11 protein-coding genes and 1 tRNA gene are annotated in these 16,743 nt (G+C 51.6%); 10 read left to right on the top strand and 2 right to left on the bottom strand.

The window, feature by feature from the left end; all coding sequences use genetic code 11:
* Entirely contained in the window at positions 1-435 is a 435-nt protein-coding gene (locus ACO0LM_RS08655) for a biotin/lipoyl-binding protein (RefSeq protein WP_423036153.1), read from the bottom strand.
* A gap of 681 nt (positions 436-1,116) precedes the next feature.
* Positions 1,117-1,206, bottom strand: a tRNA-Ser gene (locus tag ACO0LM_RS08650).
* Positions 1,207-1,603: 397 nt separating this feature from the next.
* On the opposite strand from ACO0LM_RS08650, the gene ACO0LM_RS08645 reads away from it, so the two are divergent.
* The 10 genes from ACO0LM_RS08645 (at position 1,604) to ACO0LM_RS08600 (ending at position 16,688) form a co-directional block, all read left to right on the top strand.
* Entirely contained in the window at positions 1,604-2,698 is a 1,095-nt protein-coding gene (locus tag ACO0LM_RS08645; protein ID WP_423036151.1) for an aldose epimerase family protein, read from the top strand.
* Between the two features lie 234 nt (positions 2,699-2,932).
* Entirely contained in the window at positions 2,933-4,675 is a 1,743-nt protein-coding gene (locus ACO0LM_RS08640; protein WP_423036149.1) for an IlvD/Edd family dehydratase, read from the top strand.
* An 87-nt stretch (positions 4,676-4,762) separates the two neighbouring features.
* Positions 4,763-5,755, top strand: a complete 993-nt coding sequence (gene araD1 / locus ACO0LM_RS08635) for an AraD1 family protein (RefSeq protein WP_423036147.1) — start codon at positions 4,763-4,765, stop codon at positions 5,753-5,755.
* Positions 5,752-7,323, top strand: a complete 1,572-nt coding sequence (locus ACO0LM_RS08630) for an aldehyde dehydrogenase (NADP(+)) (protein ID WP_423036145.1) — start codon at positions 5,752-5,754, stop codon at positions 7,321-7,323. The genes araD1 and ACO0LM_RS08630 overlap by 4 nt, the downstream gene beginning before the upstream one ends.
* A gap of 80 nt (positions 7,324-7,403) precedes the next feature.
* Positions 7,404-8,171, top strand: a complete 768-nt coding sequence (locus tag ACO0LM_RS08625) for an SDR family NAD(P)-dependent oxidoreductase (protein ID WP_423036143.1) — start codon at positions 7,404-7,406, stop codon at positions 8,169-8,171.
* A 162-nt stretch (positions 8,172-8,333) separates the two neighbouring features.
* The gene (locus ACO0LM_RS08620; protein WP_423036141.1) at positions 8,334-10,268 is read left to right on the top strand and encodes a glycoside hydrolase family 97 catalytic domain-containing protein; all 1,935 of its coding nucleotides are present in this window, start codon (positions 8,334-8,336) and stop codon (positions 10,266-10,268) included.
* Between the two features lie 40 nt (positions 10,269-10,308).
* The gene (locus tag ACO0LM_RS08615; RefSeq protein WP_423036139.1) at positions 10,309-11,880 is read left to right on the top strand and encodes an alpha-N-arabinofuranosidase; all 1,572 of its coding nucleotides are present in this window, start codon (positions 10,309-10,311) and stop codon (positions 11,878-11,880) included.
* A gap of 90 nt (positions 11,881-11,970) precedes the next feature.
* Positions 11,971-13,035: an arabinan endo-1,5-alpha-L-arabinosidase gene (locus ACO0LM_RS08610; RefSeq protein ID WP_423036137.1), complete on the top strand. Its 1,065-nt coding sequence runs from the start codon at positions 11,971-11,973 to the stop codon at positions 13,033-13,035.
* Between the two features lies 1 nt (position 13,036).
* Complete coding sequence (locus tag ACO0LM_RS08605; RefSeq protein WP_423036136.1) at positions 13,037-15,475, top strand: beta-L-arabinofuranosidase domain-containing protein; 2,439 nt, start codon at positions 13,037-13,039, stop codon at positions 15,473-15,475.
* Positions 15,476-15,593: 118 nt separating this feature from the next.
* A complete protein-coding gene (locus ACO0LM_RS08600; RefSeq protein WP_423036133.1) occupies positions 15,594-16,688 on the top strand; it encodes an SGNH/GDSL hydrolase family protein in 1,095 nt (364 codons plus the stop codon).
* Positions 16,689-16,743: the final 55 nt, after the last annotated feature.

Raw genomic sequence — 16,743 nt, 5'->3', positions numbered from 1 at the left:
CTACTGTCCTGTAACACATCTGCTTCCAGCGCATGCCTGACTTGATTGTTTGCGCCTGTCGGCGCGGGTAGCCAGTTGCTGGGCCACCAGCGCAGTGATTTCACCCTGGCTGTTTTGCCTTTCTATGTAGATGGTGAGCAAGACTTGTCCAGCCTTGACCGGCTCGCCTTCTTTGACGTGGGTGTTCAGCAAGATACCGGCATTGGACGCAGCGACACTCAACTGGTCGTCTACTGGAACAGTAATGCCAGTGACACGGGCTTTTTTGGTAATACTGCCAAAAGTGATGTAGGCGATCAATGCGGCGGCAATCAACATTGCCACGATAGCAATCAGACTTGCCGAGGCTGGTTGAGCCAGGCGGACGGAAACCATCCATTGACTACTTAATGCTGCTGTGACTTCGGGACGGAATAAAGGGCTGGAATTACTCATTAGCGCCCTTATTGGTATCAAATTGCTTATTTCTGTATTTCATCTTCGTTTATCTACGGCAATATTTATTTCGATGCGTCCATCGCTCCGTTTGATAAAGCATAAACCGAATTTGCAACATATTGTAAAAAAGTGCAAATAAATATTTTTAGAAAACGTGGCTGTATTCAAATTCTTTTTGATAGAATCGCGCGCCAGCACGCCTGCGATCATGCATTTGACTGCATAAAATATTATTCGGTTATTGTCTGCCGCGGTTCTATCGGCTCTTTTGGCATCCGCCTCTCAACTCACGCTCGGCTTGTACTCCACTTGGTGGGCCGCAGCAATGTGTCTCAGTATGGCTGCGATAGCACTTGTATATTTTCTTGAGGCGTTTGTTTTAATACAAATGAACCGAAGTTCCTGGTTTGAGTTTCTTGATGAAGAAGCGGACAAAGACCGTGCTAAGCGTGCTATCAAGGACTGATATGAACGTGTGATGATCTTGATTGGATAGTGCGGTTGCGCTACATGTCACGAGACTTTGTTTTTTGCGATCTCGTAACTCGTGCAAATAGCTGACTTTTTGATCTACTTAAATGCAATATCAAGTGCAAACTTGTGCAAAGTTTTGCGCCGCCTTACATTAGTTCACGGAAAATAAAAAAGCCCTTGATTTTCAAGGGCTTTTTCGTATTTTGGCGGAGAGGGGGGGATTCGAACCCCCGATAGTATTGCTACTACGCCTGATTTCGAGTCAGGTACATTCAACCACTCTGCCACCTCTCCGGCTTGGTTGTTCGCTTAGCAAGCGAAGCCTGTGATTATAGCAAAGAAATGGCTCAATTCAAAATAGCTACTTTTCTTCCATGCCAGAAGTTCCCGACGCTTATCTGATTGCTCCTCCGTCGATGGTCGCCATATCATGCCAGGTTTTAGTTTATAGATGATCAATGTGCGATACCGAAACCAATATCAAAAGTGCTAAAAATGTGATTGGATGGATTTTTAGGCACAGCTTATGATGCAGTCGGGTTATTTTGCCTATTAGAACAATATCTGCGTAGCGCGGTGTTTTTGCTACGTTTTTGTCAAAATACCGAAGTCATAGGCGTGCCGCATGCTTGCAACTCGGTCTGCCATCGCTGGTAAACTGATTTTTCCTCGCCATAGCTTATAAACTCTCATGATGTCTGCCGAACAATTCACGAATGAAATCCAGGACTTAAGCCTGCAACAAAGCGTTTTTGGTCATTTGGATGATGGGCAGCTCATTCATCTGTACACCTTGCGCAATCGCCAGGGCATGCTGGTCAAGGTGACGGATTTTGGTGCCATCATTACGGAACTGCATGTGCCAGACCGGCACGGTGTGCTGGCAGACGTGACGCTGGGCTTTACCGATTTGCAGCCTTATACGGGCGAATCCTCATTTTTTGGGGCGCTGATAGGGCGGTATGGTAATCGTATTGCGCAAGGGCGCTTTGCGCTGGATGGAAAGACGTATCAGCTTGACCGCAATAATGGTGACAACCATCTGCATGGCGGTAGTGGCGGTTTTTATAAGGTGAAGTGGGATGCGACACCGTTTCAGAAGCGCAATAGTGTCGGCCTTAGCCTGCGTTACTTCAGTGAAGATGGTGAGCAGGGCTACCCCGGCAACCTGCATGTGACGGTCACTTATGAGCTGGATGATGATAATCAATTCCATATCCGCTATCACGCAGCTACTGACCAGGCAACGCCAGTCAATCTGACCCAGCATGCTTACTTCAACCTAGCTGGGCGCGGGGCTATACTGGGGCATGAGGTGATGATCAATGCAGATGCCTATACGCCGGTGGATGCCGGTTTGATACCAACGGGTGTGCTGGCACCGGTGGCTGGTACTGCTTTTGATTTTCGTCGGGCGACAGCTATTGGTGCGCGCATCGCTGATAATGATCCGCAATTGGCCTATGGGCAGGGTTATGACCATAATTTTGTCTTGAACAAGGCAGCGACAAAAGAAGTCAGCCTGGCGGTGCGTGTTCATGAACCGGTGTCGGGTCGCGTGCTGGAATTATGGACGGACGAACCCGGCCTGCAGTTTTATAGCGGGAATTTTCTGGATGGCAGTCTTAGCGGCAAGGGGCAAACGTATGCCCTGCACGGTGGTTTTTGCATAGAGCCCCAGCATTTTCCTGATTCACCGAACCAGCCGGCATTTCCTTCGACGATATTGCGGCCTGGTGAGGAATATCGTTCGACCTCCATTTATCGATTCTCGGCGCAGGCTTGAAGGCGCGGGATTTTTAATCACGCCAGAAGCTGGTTCCGCAGTCTCCCGGACTGGGTGCGTGGCCCGGATATTTTCATGGTTGGTGAAATTAGACTTGCTGCGATATCAATTGCAGTATCAGTTGCAAATAAAAAGTCATTGGAAAGACATCGTTGGAGTCATTAGTATCTCTATATTAAGCGCGGGTGCGTGGTTCAGTTGCGACCCTGCGTCATAAAAACAAGGAGATACCGGATGTCTGAAACAAAGAAAAAACTTACTTTACGCTCGGCGCAATGGTTTGGAACCCAGGATAAAAATGGTTTCATGTACCGTAGCTGGATGAAGAATCAGGGTATCCCTGATCACGAGTTTGAAGGCAAACCGATTATCGGTATCTGCAACACATGGTCAGAACTGACACCCTGCAATGCGCATTTCCGCAAGCTGGCGGAACATGTCAAACGCGGCATTCTGGAAGCGGGCGGGTTCCCGGTTGAGTTTCCGGTGTTTTCAAATGGTGAATCCAATTTGCGTCCTACGGCGATGCTGACGCGCAATCTGGCCAGTATGGATGTGGAAGAATCCATCCGTGGCAACCCTATGGATGCGGTGGTGTTGCTGGTTGGTTGCGACAAGACCACGCCTGCTTTGCTGATGGGTGCAGCAAGTTGTGATATTCCGACTATCGTCGTCAGCGGCGGCCCCATGCTGAATGGCAAGCTGGATGGCAAGGATATCGGTTCTGGTACTGCGGTCTGGCAATTGCATGAAGCGGTCAAGGCGGGTTCTATCACCATGCATCAGTTCATGGCGGCAGAATCGGGCATGTCGCGCTCTGCTGGCACCTGCAACACCATGGGTACGGCATCCACCATGGCTTGCATGGCCGAGGCGCTGGGTACGACATTGCCACATAATGCAGCGATTCCGGCAGTGGATTCGCGCCGTTATGTACTGGCACACATGTCTGGCATACGCATCGTTGAAATGGTGCGTGAAGATTTGCGCCTGTCCAAAATACTGACGCGTGAAGCATTTGAAAATGCCATACGCGTGAATGCGGCGATTGGTGGTTCTACCAATGCCGTTATCCATTTGAAAGCGATAGCCGGTCGCATCGGCGTGCCGCTGGAACTGGAAGACTGGACCACGGTTGGCCGTGGCACACCCACGATCGTGGATCTGATGCCATCAGGTCGTTTCCTGATGGAAGAATTTTATTATGCCGGTGGTTTGCCAGGCGTCGTGCGTCGCTTGGGCGAAGGCGGTCTGGTCCCGCATAAGAATGCATTGACAGTGAATGGTAAAAGCTTCTGGGAAAACTGCCAGGATGCGCCGGTGTATAACGATGAAGTCATACGCCAACTGGACAACCCTTTGCTGGCCGATGGTGGTATCTGCATCTTGCGTGGCAATCTGGCACCACGGGGTGCGGTGCTGAAGCCATCTGCCGCAACACCGGCACTGATGCAGCATCGCGGCAAGGCCGTGGTGTTTGAAGATTTTGAACATTACAAGCAACGCATACTTGATCCTGATCTGGATGTCGATGCAGATTCTGTGCTGGTCATGAAGAATTGTGGCCCCAAAGGTTACCCTGGCATGGCAGAGGTGGGCAATATGGGTTTGCCACCAAAACTGCTGGCGCAAGGTGTCAAGGATATGGTGCGGATTTCAGATGCCCGCATGAGCGGCACCGCTTATGGCACCGTGGTATTGCACGTGGCACCAGAAGCCATGGCAGGCGGCCCCCTGGGTATCGTGCAGGATGGCGACTGGATCACGCTGGACTGCCGCAATGGCAAGCTGGACCTGGGTGTCACAGATGAAGAAATACAGCAACGTCTGGCCAGGCGCGCAGAAAAGCAGCAACCATCCAACAAAACTGGGTATCAGCAACTGTATATTGATCATGTCTTGCAGGCGGACCAGGGGTGTGACTTTGATTTTCTGCTGGGTAGCCGTGGTTCGGAAGTGCCCAAGCATTCACACTAGGCATTTCCACTAAGTATCCCCACTACGTATTCCCATTAATACCGTGAACCCATCAGTCTGAGTCAACAATTCGCTTCAGGAGAGAATATGTTAATCGTACAATTTACCAATCCAGCAGGTACACGTCTGGTGGGCGCACTGGAGCAAGACCAGATTCGAGTGATCGATGGCTATGCCAGTACCTATATGCTGGCACAGACTGCAATCGGGTCTGGCACGGGGCTGAAAAAGCTGGCGACAGCGGCGCTGGGGAAGGTCGTCTACAACTACGAAGACATTGCCAAAGAAGGGCGGTTGTTGCCACCGCTGGATCATCGCGATTATGCGCATTGTTATGTCACCGGTACCGGCCTCACACATCTGGGCAGTGCCGATGCACGCGATGCCATGCACAAGAAAATTGGTGGCGATGTTGAAAACCTGAGTGACAGCATGAAAATGTTCCGCCTGGGTGTGGAAGGTGGCAAGCCAGCCGAAGGCGCTACTGGCGTACAGCCTGAATGGTTTTATAAGGGTGATGGTTCTGTCGTGCGCGCCAGTGGTCAAAACCTGGATATGCCTGATTTTGCACTCGATGGTGGCGAAGAGCCAGAGATCGCCGGTCTGTATATCATTGGTGACGATGGTTTGCCGTATCGCGTAGGTTTTGCTATCGGCAATGAATTTTCTGATCATGTGACTGAACGTCAGAATTATCTGTACCTGGCCCATTCCAAACTGCGTGCCTGTGGCCTGGGGCCAGCGTTGCTGGTAGGTGATTTGCCGCAGCATGTGGCCGGTACGTCCCGCATTTATGATGTCGAAGGCAAGCCAAGATGGGAAAAGAGCTTTGTCAGCGGTGAGCAAAATATGTCGCATACCATCGCCAATCTTGAATACCATCATTTCAAATATCCCTTGTTCAATCGTCCGGGGGATGTGCACATCCATTTCTTTGGTACGGCGACACTCAGCTTTGCCGACGGTGTCAGCGTCAAGGCTGGCGAAACCTTTGAAATTGAAGCGCCCGCATTCGGGCCAGCATTGCGCAATCGCCTGGCTGTCAGGAAGATTGAATTTACCAAGGTCAAAACCCTATGAATATCACTGGCGAAGCCCTGATAGGCGGCATTGCGGAAAAGGGGAGTGGCAACTCTTTCCTGGCGTTTGATCCAGCCAAAATGGTCAGCATGGCACCGGCTTTTTATACGGTGGACAAGCAACAGATTGATACCGCCTGCAGTATGGCGCAGGCAGCATTTGACCCGTTTCGTGCCTGCACTGGCGAACAAAGAGCGGTGTTTCTGGAGACCATAGGCCAGCAAATCATGGCCTTGGGTGATCGCCTGATCGAGCGTGCCATGGCCGAAACCGGTTTGCTGCGTGGACGCCTGGAAAGCGAACGGGGCCGCACCATCAGTCAGTTACAATTGTTTGCCGATCTCTTGCGCGAAGGCTCATGGCCGGATATCCGTATAGACAGCGCCTTGCCTGATCGCCAGCCACCACGCCCGGATTTGCGCATGCAATTGATAGGCCTGGGCCCGGTTGCCGTTTTCGCAGCCAGTAATTTTCCTTTGGCGTTTTCAGTGGCTGGTGGTGATACCGCAGCGGCTTTTGCAGCGGGCTGCCCGGTGGTATTAAAAGTGCATCCTGCCCACCCGGGTACATCCGAGCTGGTAGGGCGTGCCATCGTCAAGGCTTTGCAATTGTGCGGTTTGCCTGCCGGTGTGTTTTCCTTGTTGACAGGTATCGGCAATGAAATCGGCCAGGAACTGGTACGTCATCCTGCCATACAGGCCGTGGGTTTTACCGGTTCACGTTTTGGTGGACTGGCCTTGATGGCGGTGGCGGCAGCACGCCCGCAACCGATACCCGTGTATGCAGAAATGAGCAGTATCAATCCGCTGTTTCTGTTTCCGCAAGCCTTGGCACAAAGGGCAGAAGAGATTGCCAAAGATTTTGTTAGCTCACTGACTCTGGGTGCTGGTCAGTTCTGCACCAACCCCGGCCTGGTGCTGGCAGTGGACGGGCCAGACCTGGACAGGTTTGTCAAATCGGCGACCCAGATCATATCCGGTGTATTACCCGCGCCCATGCTGACGCCAGGTATTGCAGCCAACTATCAGCGTGGGGTAGAAGCCCTGGCCGACGCGGAAGAAGTCACTACCCTGGTCAAGGTCGATGCTGAAGAAGGCAAGGCGAATCCAGCCATGTTTGTCAGCAGTGCAGATACCTTCCTTAGCCAGCATGCATTACAGAACGAAGTGTTTGGCCCAACCTCATTGCTGGTCGTTTGCCGCGATGTGGACCAGATGCGCGCCGTGACTGAGAGGCTGGAAGGGCAGTTGACCGCCACGGTACAGATAGAAGAAGCCGATTTTGAACAGGTCAGCACATTGCTGCCTGTGCTGGAACGCAAGGTAGGGCGGATACTGGCCAACGGTTTTCCAACCGGGGTTGAAGTTGCCACAGCCATGGTGCATGGTGGCCCGTTTCCGGCCACTGCTGATGGCCGCAGTACTTCAGTGGGGACGGCATCCATACATCGCTTCTTGCGCCCGGTCTGCTACCAGAACTTGCCGCAGGCTTTATTGCCAGTTGGTCTGCGTGATGAAAACGCCGCGAATATATGGCGTCGCCATGATGGCGTATTAGGAAAAAAATAAACTGAAAATGCAATAAGTACAGGAAATCGTCGCAGTCGATTTAAAATAGCAGCATCATAAAACGTGAAGCAGGAGATAGCATGAATCAATTGGCACACTACGCCAGCCTCAAGGGGCGGTCAGTGTTTATTACCGGTGGCGGCACCGGCATCGGTGAAGAACTGGTCATGGCTTTTGCCCGTCAGGGGGCAAAGGTGGCGTTTGTAGATATCGCCAAAGATGCCAGCGAGGCACTATGCAACAAACTGGCTGCTGCTGGTTTGCCTGCTCCCCTGTTCCGCTATTGCGATATCACTGATATCCCGGCATTGCAAAAAATCATGGCCGAACTGGCGGCAGAGAACGGTGACTTTGATGTGCTGGTCAACAATGCAGCCAATGACCAGCGCCATCAGACCGAAGAAGTCAGTGTTGAATACTGGAATGAACGTATCGCCATCAACCAGCGCCCCATGTTTTTTACCTGCCAGTCGGTATTGCCTGGCATGAAGAAAAAAGGGGCAGGTTCCATCATCAATGTTAGCTCTATTTCCTGGCATATCAAGGGTGCGGGTTACCCTGTATATGCCACGGCCAAGGCGGCAGTCGTCGGCTTGACACGTGGCCTGGCGCGCGAATTTGGCGAACACGGCATACGGGTCAATACCGTGTCACCTGGATGGGTGATGACGCAGCGTCAAATTGATTTGTGGGTGGATGAAACGGCCGAGCAGGAAATCAAACGTAACCAGTGCCTACCCAGCAAATTGATGCCTGCCCATATTGCCTCCATGGTGTTGTTCCTGGCGGCGGATGACGGCGCCATGTGTACCGCGCAGGAATTTATCGTCGATGGTGGCTGGGTCTGATCCCGGCGGCACTAAGACTTGGTTCTAAAGCTTGGTTCTAAGGCTTGGTTCTAAGGCTTTATAGCGTTTAGCAATACCTGTTGTCTCCGATTCATCGTGACCCGCCTGTGGAAAAACGGGCGGCAGGGTGAACTCATGCCTTATCTTCAGATGGGAATGACTATGATAATCAGATGTAGCCTTGTTGTACTGTTTGGCTGGTTGGCTGGCACCAGTTTTGCGGCAAGCACCTTGTCCAGCCCGGACCAGCATTTGCAATTGAAAGTAGAACTGTCAGCGCAACAGCAACTGGTGTACAGCGTGACGCGTGACAAGCAAACCGTGATTCTGCCGTCTGCGCTGGGCCTGCAACTGGATGCCGCCGATTTTACGCAACAGTTGAAGCTGAAGCAGGCGTCCCCTGTCAAGCTGGTGACAGATAGCTATGAGATGCTGGTGGGTAAACGTCGCATCAATCACTATGCTGCCAATGAGCAGGTGCTGACGCTGGAAAATGCCCACCACCAAAAAATGGATGTGGTGTTCAGGGTGTCAAATGACGGTGTGGCTTTCCGTTATATCGTCAGCGACCCGACAGTCAAATTCAAGAAATTCATCAAGGAAACGACTGCATTTGCCTTCGACGACAAAGCCAGGGCATGGCTGCAACCTATCGCGGTGGCACAGACCGGCTGGAGTAACACCAATCCATCTTACGAAGAACATTATCTGATGAATATCCCGGTAGGGACTACCTCGCCATCCAGGGCGGGGTGGGTGTTTCCTGCCTTGTTCAATAGCGGCGATAACTGGGTAGTGCTGACCGAAGCGGATATGGATGGCAGCTGGCATGCATCGCGTTTGCAGGCAGCATCGGCAGGCGGTGTTTATAAGCTTGGCACACCCATGGCGGCAGAGGTGTTCACTGACGGCAAGACTGCTGGTGCGTTGTTGGCAGAAAGCAGCAATAGCTTGCGTTCACCCTGGCGCATTATCGGCATAGGCAGTTTGCCTGGCGTCATGAATTCAAGCCTGGGTTCAGACCTGGCTGCACCGGCCATCAAAATTGATGCCGGTATCGTCAAGCCTGGCCATGCATCCTGGAGCTGGGCTTTGCTCAAGGATGATTTTACGACGTTTGAAGTACAGAAGAAATTCATTGATTATGCCGCCGACATGCACTGGGAATACACGCTCATCGATGCCGACTGGGATAAAAAAATAGGCTATGAAAAGCTCAGGCAACTGGTGGAATATGGTGCAGTAAAGAATGTCGGCGTACTGGTTTGGTATAACTCTTCTGGTGCCTGGAATACGACCAAATACAGCCCCAAAGGGCAATTGCTGACGGCTGCCCAGCGCAAGCAGGAATTCGCCCGTTTGCGCGACATCGGCGTCAAGGGCGTCAAGGTGGATTTTTTTGCCGGTGATGGCCAGTCCATGATTGCGTATTACATCGCTATCCTCAAAGATGCAGCAGATGCAGGCTTGCTGGTGAATTTTCATGGAGCGACCTTGCCACGTGGCTGGGCGCGCACCTATCCCAATCTCATGAGTATGGAAGCCGTCAGGGGGCTGGAATTTACGACATTCGACCAAAAAGACCAGGATGCCGTTGCCACCCATGCGGCCATGCTGCCCTTTGCCCGCAATCTGTTTGATCCCATGGATTTCACCCCCATGGTATTTGCCGATATCCCCAAGATAGAACGCAAGACCCGCAACGGTTTTGAACTGGCGGAATCGGTGTTGTTTTTGTCTGGCATCCAGCACTTTGCTGAAATACCTGAAGGCATGGCAACGGTACCTGCTTATGTCAAAAGCTTTTTGCAGACCTTGCCAGTGTCATGGGATGACAGCCGTTTTGTGGATGGTTACCCGGGCCAGTTTGTGGTGATTGCCCGTCGTGCTGGCAAAGCCTGGTATGTGGCCGGCATCAATGCGACTGGCAGCGACAAACAACTGAATCTGGATCTGTCATTTATCGGTGACAGAAAAGCGCAAATGATGACCGACGGCGACAGCAGCAGGGCGTTTGTGCAGCAACCGGTACAGGCAGCGAAGGAAACCCGGATCACGATCAAGCCTCAGGGCGGCTTTGTCGCAGTTTTTGAATAAATTGATATTGGCAACATCTTATAAAAATCAGGAGACAACAATGCAAACACTAAAAACCAGTTTTAAAGCAGGCGTATTTTCTGCGGTAGTCCTTGCCTTTGCTACCATGACCATGTCGGCTCATGCAGCGAACGAAGTCAGTATCAGCATCGATGCAAAAAAAGCCGGGCCAGTCATCAACAAGAATATTTACGGGCAGTTCGCCGAACATCTGGGCACCGGTGTGTATGAAGGTATGTGGGTAGGGCCGGATTCGCCCATCCCTAACACCAAGGGCTGGCGCAATGACGTCATCGGTGCCTTGAAGAAAATGCATGTGCCGCTGGTACGCTGGCCAGGCGGTTGTTTTGCTGATGAATACCACTGGCGTGATGGTATCGGTGCGCGTGAAAGTCGTCCGGTCAAGATGAATACCAACTGGGGCAATGTGGAAGAACGCAATGCCGTCGGTACCCATGAATTTTTTGATCTGGTTGACTTGCTGGGTGCGGATTCCTATGTCAACGGCAACCTGGGTTCTGGCACAGCGCAGGAAATGGCGGAATGGCTGGAATACATGACCGGCGACGGTAAATCGACACTGGCAGAACTGCGCCGTAAAAACGGGCATGACAAGCCGTTCAAGGTCGATTTCTTCGCGATCGGTAACGAAGCATGGGGTTGTGGTGGCAACATGACAGCGGCTCATTACACCAATCTGTACAATCAAAGCGTCAGTTTCCTGAAAGCCCCCAAGGCTTACATGCCAAAAATCATCGCCAGCGGCGGCAATGATGACGACACTACCTGGACTGATTACCTGTCTAAAAACATTCGTACGCGGGTCGATGGCATCAGTTTCCATTATTACACCCTGCCTACCGGTAAATGGGAAAAGAAAGGACTTGCTATCGGCTTTGGCGAAGATCAATGGATATCCACGCTGAAAAACACCTTGCGTATGGATACGATGATCAAGAACAACGTCGCCAAGCTGGAAAAGAACGATCCGAAGAACAAGATTTCCTTCGATGTGGATGAATGGGGTACCTGGTATGACGTGGAACCTGGCACCAATCCTGGATTTCTGTACCAGCAAAGCAGTTTGCGCGATGCGGTGGTAGCGGCATTGAATTTCAATATCTTCCATGCCCATGCGGATCGTGTACGCATGACCAATATTGCCCAGATGGTGAATGTCTTGCAAGCCATGATATTGACAGAAAAAGACAAGATGTTGCTGACGCCGACCTATCATGCATTTGAAATGTATGTGCCGTTTCAAAATGCGACAGCTTTGCCTTTGACGATTGCAAATAACCCTGAATACAGTTTTGGCAGCACCAGCATCCCCGAAGTCAGTGCGTCTGCTGCGCGTGGGCAGGATGGCAAGTTGTATCTGTCACTGGTCAATACCAATCCCAACAAGGATGTCAGTGTTGACATTAATGTCGCTGGTGAAAAGCTGAACGCTGCCAAAGGTCGCATATTGACGGCCAAGGCCATGGATGCTCACAATACCTTTGCACAACCGCAGGCGGTACAACCTGCCAGCTTTAATGCCAGTGCCAAGGCGGGTAAGCTGACCTTGAATATCCCTGCCAAAGCGGTGGTAGTCGTGACGCTTGAATAACGGCAGTGTCAATCACCTGGCAATGATTTGCCAGGTGATTGTTGCCAGACTTGGATGCAAGGGCTAAAAATGTCCACAGGCAGGAATACCATGAAGCGACCCGGTTATTGGTACGGCTATTGGTCTGGTTATGGGCTCAGGCTCATCGCCGGTGTGCTTGCTGTATTTTTTCTGTCTGTGCATTTGCAACTGATGGCTGCCGAAGTATCTGTGCATGACCCGGTGATGGCCAAAGAGGCAGGGATTTACTACCTGTTCGGCACCGGGCACGGAATCAGTTTTTATAGTTCCACCAATATGCAGGACTGGCGTCCTGAGGGGCGGATTTTTGCGGGTGAGCCGACCTGGGCACGCAAGGCAGCACCCGGCTTCAGAGGTTTTATCTGGGCACCGGATAGCCAGTTTCATGATGGAAAATACTATCTGTATTATTCTGTATCCAGTTTTGGCCAAATGACATCTGGCATTGGTGTCACGGTTAACCAGACACTGAATCCACGCTCGCCAGACTATCGCTGGGAAGACCAGGGCATGATCCTGCAGTCCATACCCGGACGCGATTTATGGAATGCCATCGACCCGAATATTATTACTGATGACAAGGGGCAGGCCTGGATGGCCTTTGGTTCGTTCTGGTCAGGCATCAAGCTGGTGAAACTGAACCAGGCATGGACAGGTTTGGCAGAACCACAAGAATGGCATGCGATTGCACAGCGTGCCAGGCCAGCGTTGACCCCGGATGGATCGGGTGGGCCGGCAGAAATAGAAGCACCCTTCATTTTCAAGAAAGGCGATTATTATTACCTGTTCGTCTCTTGGGGGCTATGCTGTCAAAAAGAAAAAAGCACTTACCACCTGGTCGTTGGACGTTCCAAAACCGTGACCGGACCCTATCTGGACAAGGCTGGCAAGGATATGGCGAAAGGTGGTGGTTCTTTGTTTTTAGCCGGCAACCAGGAATGGAAGGCGCTTGGACACAATAGCGCCTATCACATGGATGGCAAGGATTACCTGGTATTGCATGCCTATGAAACAACCGACAATTACCTGCAAAAACTGAAAATTCTCGACATGCAATGGGATGTCGACCTATGGCCGGTGGTGGATGCAGGCCAGCTCAACACTTATCGCAGCGTGCAACTGCCTGCCAAATAATATGAATATTCCCGGATTCGACAAGTTGTTCGTGAGGTGGATGCACAGGAAGCCTGTATCGACGCTTGCAGCACGTTTTGCCGTGTCGTTGATGCTGGCGTCTGGCTGGGCATCGGCTGCACAGTTGTTCCCCCTGGCCGATGTGCGACTGACGGCGAGCCCCTTTCTAAAGGCGCAAACCAATAATTTGCATTATCTGATGGCACTGGACCCGGACAAACTGCTGGCACCTTTCCGGCGCGAAGCCGGTTTGCCGGTGCCGGTTACCAGCTATGGCAACTGGGAATCCAGCGGGCTGGACGGGCATATGGGCGGGCACTATTTGTCTGCCCTGGCGCTGATGTATGCGTCCACTGGCGACACGCAGGTGCTTGAGCGGCTGAGTTATTTTGTCGCAGAACTAAAAAAATGCCAGCAAGCGCAACATACAGGGTATCTGGGTGGTATTCCCGGTGGGGCAGATGCATGGCAAGCCATCACAAATGGCAAGCTGAAGGCGGATAATTTTTCGGTCAATGGTAAATGGGTACCCTGGTACAACCTGCATAAAACCTATGCCGGTTTGCGTGACGCCTATCGCTATGCCGGTAATCAGGATGCGCGCCAGATGCTGATCGCACTGGCAGACTGGGCAGGCCAGCTTGCCACGTACCTTAACCAGGAGCAAATGCAAACCATGTTGCGCAGTGAACATGGCGGCATGAATGAAGTGTTTGCCGACGTGGCAGAAATGACCGGCGACAAGAAATACCTGGACCTGGCAATACGTTTTTCACACCAGGCGATTTTGCAGCCCTTGTTGCGCAAGGAAGACAAACTCAATGGCCTGCATGCGAATACCCAAATCCCCAAAGTCATCGGTTTCAAACGTATAGGTGACTTAAGCGGGCAACAGGACTGGCAACAGGCAGCAGCATTTTTCTGGCAGGTGGTGCATGACCATCGCACGGTGGCCATAGGTGGCAACAGCGTCAAGGAGCATTTTCATGACGATAAGAATTTCTCGTCCATGATCAATGAAGTGGAAGGACCGGAAACCTGTAACACCTACAATATGCTGAAACTGACTGAGCTCTTGTTCTTGAGTGACCCGAAAGCCAGCTACAGCGATTATTACGAGCGTGCGCTGTATAACCATATCCTGTCATCACAGCATCCGGATACGGGTGGGCTGGTGTATTTCACGCCCATGCGCCCCAATCATTATCGCGTGTATTCACAGGTGGAGCAGGCGATGTGGTGTTGCGTGGGGTCCGGCATAGAAAGTCATGCCAAGTATGGCGAATTTATTTATGCCCATGATGCCGACAGCCTGTATGTCAATCTGTTTATCCCTTCAAGCTTGAACTGGCGCGAAAAGAAGGTGGAACTGACGCAAAGCACAGACTTCCCGGATCAGGGGCGCACGCGCATTGTCATCCAGAAGGGGCAGGACTTCACGCTGAAAATCCGCTACCCGGCATGGGTGGCTGCCGGCAAGCTGGAATTGCGCGTCAATCATCTGGCGGTCAGGGTTACTGCCACACCGGGCAGCTATATCGATATCAGGCGGACATGGAAAAAAGGTGACCAGGTCGATATCAGCCTGCCCATGACCACTACGCTGGAACGCATGCCTGATGCCAGCAATTATTATGCGATTTTGCATGGTCCTATTGTACTTGCTGCAAAAACCAGTCTGTTTGCCAATGAAAACCTGAATTTCTTCGCTGACGATAGCCGCATGGGACATATTGCGAAAGGACCGGTATGTCCGCTGGAAGCCGCACCTGTGCTGGTGGACAACGTGGATAATTTCATGCGCAAGATCAAGCCAATCAAAGGCAAGCCCTTGCAATTTACGGCGCCAGTGATGATGACCGGGCAAGGTAAGGAGGGTGCGCGGGGTGTGCAGGGTGTGCAAGATGTCACACTGCTTCCCTTCTTCCGCCTGCACGAAGCGCGATACACGATTTACTGGCCACAAACCAGTGTAGAGAACTTTGCTAACCGCCGCTCCGAAGCGGCAGCCGCCGAAGCCGGACGCCTGGCCCTGGATGCGCAGACCATAGACCAGGTCGCACCGGGTGAGCAACAACCTGAATCTGATCATTTCTTTAAAGCTGATGGCGCTGATGCCGGTATTCACCTGGGACGGCACTGGCGTCATGCCAGCGGCTGGTTCAGTTACGAATTGAATGACAAGGACGGCAAGGCAGGCAGCTTGCGCCTCAGTTTCGCCAGGACCGATGCGGGGCGAAAATTTGATATTTATATCAACGACCATTTGCTCAAGACATTGGTGCTCACTGCCGACCATGCCGAAGATATTTATGATCTGGACATACCGCTTGCGGCTGATATCGTGGCCAAGTCAGCAGGCAAGCTGACAGTACGTTTTGTTGCACAGCCAGGGTCGATTGCAGGTGGTTTATACGGCTTGCGACTTTTGCGTAAATAATATTTTCATAAAATTTATTGAAAGTAGTGATGTAAAATTTCGCGGCTGTACCTAGTGCAGCACTACACTAGGTCAACACACCCTAAAGCCGCTCCAATAAAATGCAAAACGGACTTATATGAAATTACTGCCTGTACTGAAAATCGCATCGCTGTTTTTTCTTGGTGCGCTGAATGCACCCGCTGTGTGGGCTGGCACCTTCATTCCCGCCTCAGATCCCAAGCTGCAATATACAGGGCGGGTCGATTTCAGCAACCGCCAGGCACCGCAGCTTAGCTGGCCAGGCACCAGTATCGCCGCCAACTTTACCGGCCCATCGATCGCCGTGACGCTCGATGACCAGTTTGGTCATAATTATTTCAATGTCTTTATTGATGATGACTATACCCATCCCCTGATTATCCAGGCACAACAAGGGGAGCGAAAATATGTCATCACTACCAACTTAAAGAATGGTCCACATAAGTTTCTGCTGACTAAACGTACTGAAGGGGAGGAGGGAGCCACGGTATTCAAGGGACTGGAATTAGCCGAGTCTGAGGCACTTTTGATACCGCCAACGCGGCCAACCCGGCGCATAGAATTTTTTGGCGACTCCATAACTAGTGGGGCTGGCAATGAGGCGCCCGACAATGGCCCCGACCATTTCCCAAAAGATAAAAATAACTTCATGACCTATGACGCTATTACGGCACGTAATGTAAATGCTGAATTGCACGTTACTTCCCAAAGTGGCATAGGCCTGATGATCAGCTGGTTTCCATTCACCATGCCGCAGTTTTACAACCAGCTCAGTGCGGTAGGAAAAAATGATAGCCGCTGGGATTTTTCACGCTGGACGCCTGATGTCGTCGTCATCAATCTGTTTCAGAATGACGCCTGGCTGATCGATCGTGAACATCGCTTGCAGCCGGAACCTGATGATGAGCAGCGGGTGCTGGCGTATATGAATTTTGTGAAGACCATTCGGGCCATTTATCCATCTGCCTATTTCGTGTGTGCACTGGGTAGCATGGATGCGATGAGGCCAGGCTCGAAATGGCCAGGCTACGTCAGCAGTGCTGTGGCCCGTCTCAAACAGGCCAATCCGGAAGAAAGGATAGATACCATATTCTTCGAATTTACTGGCTACGCTGCCCATCCACGCGTAGCGCAGCACATCCGCAATGCCGACAAGTTAAGCGCATTTCTCAAGGAAAAAATGCACTGGTAGCCATGACTAGTTATGGCAGGCGAAGTCTTGATGCCGGGATTGTCGAGAATACTTC

Source organism: Undibacterium sp. Di26W (assembly GCF_049340265.1).
Lineage (GTDB): Bacteria > Pseudomonadota > Gammaproteobacteria > Burkholderiales > Burkholderiaceae_D > Undibacterium.
The sequence above is the reverse complement of the archived record's forward strand: the minus strand, read 5'-3'. Positions and strand labels throughout refer to the sequence as shown.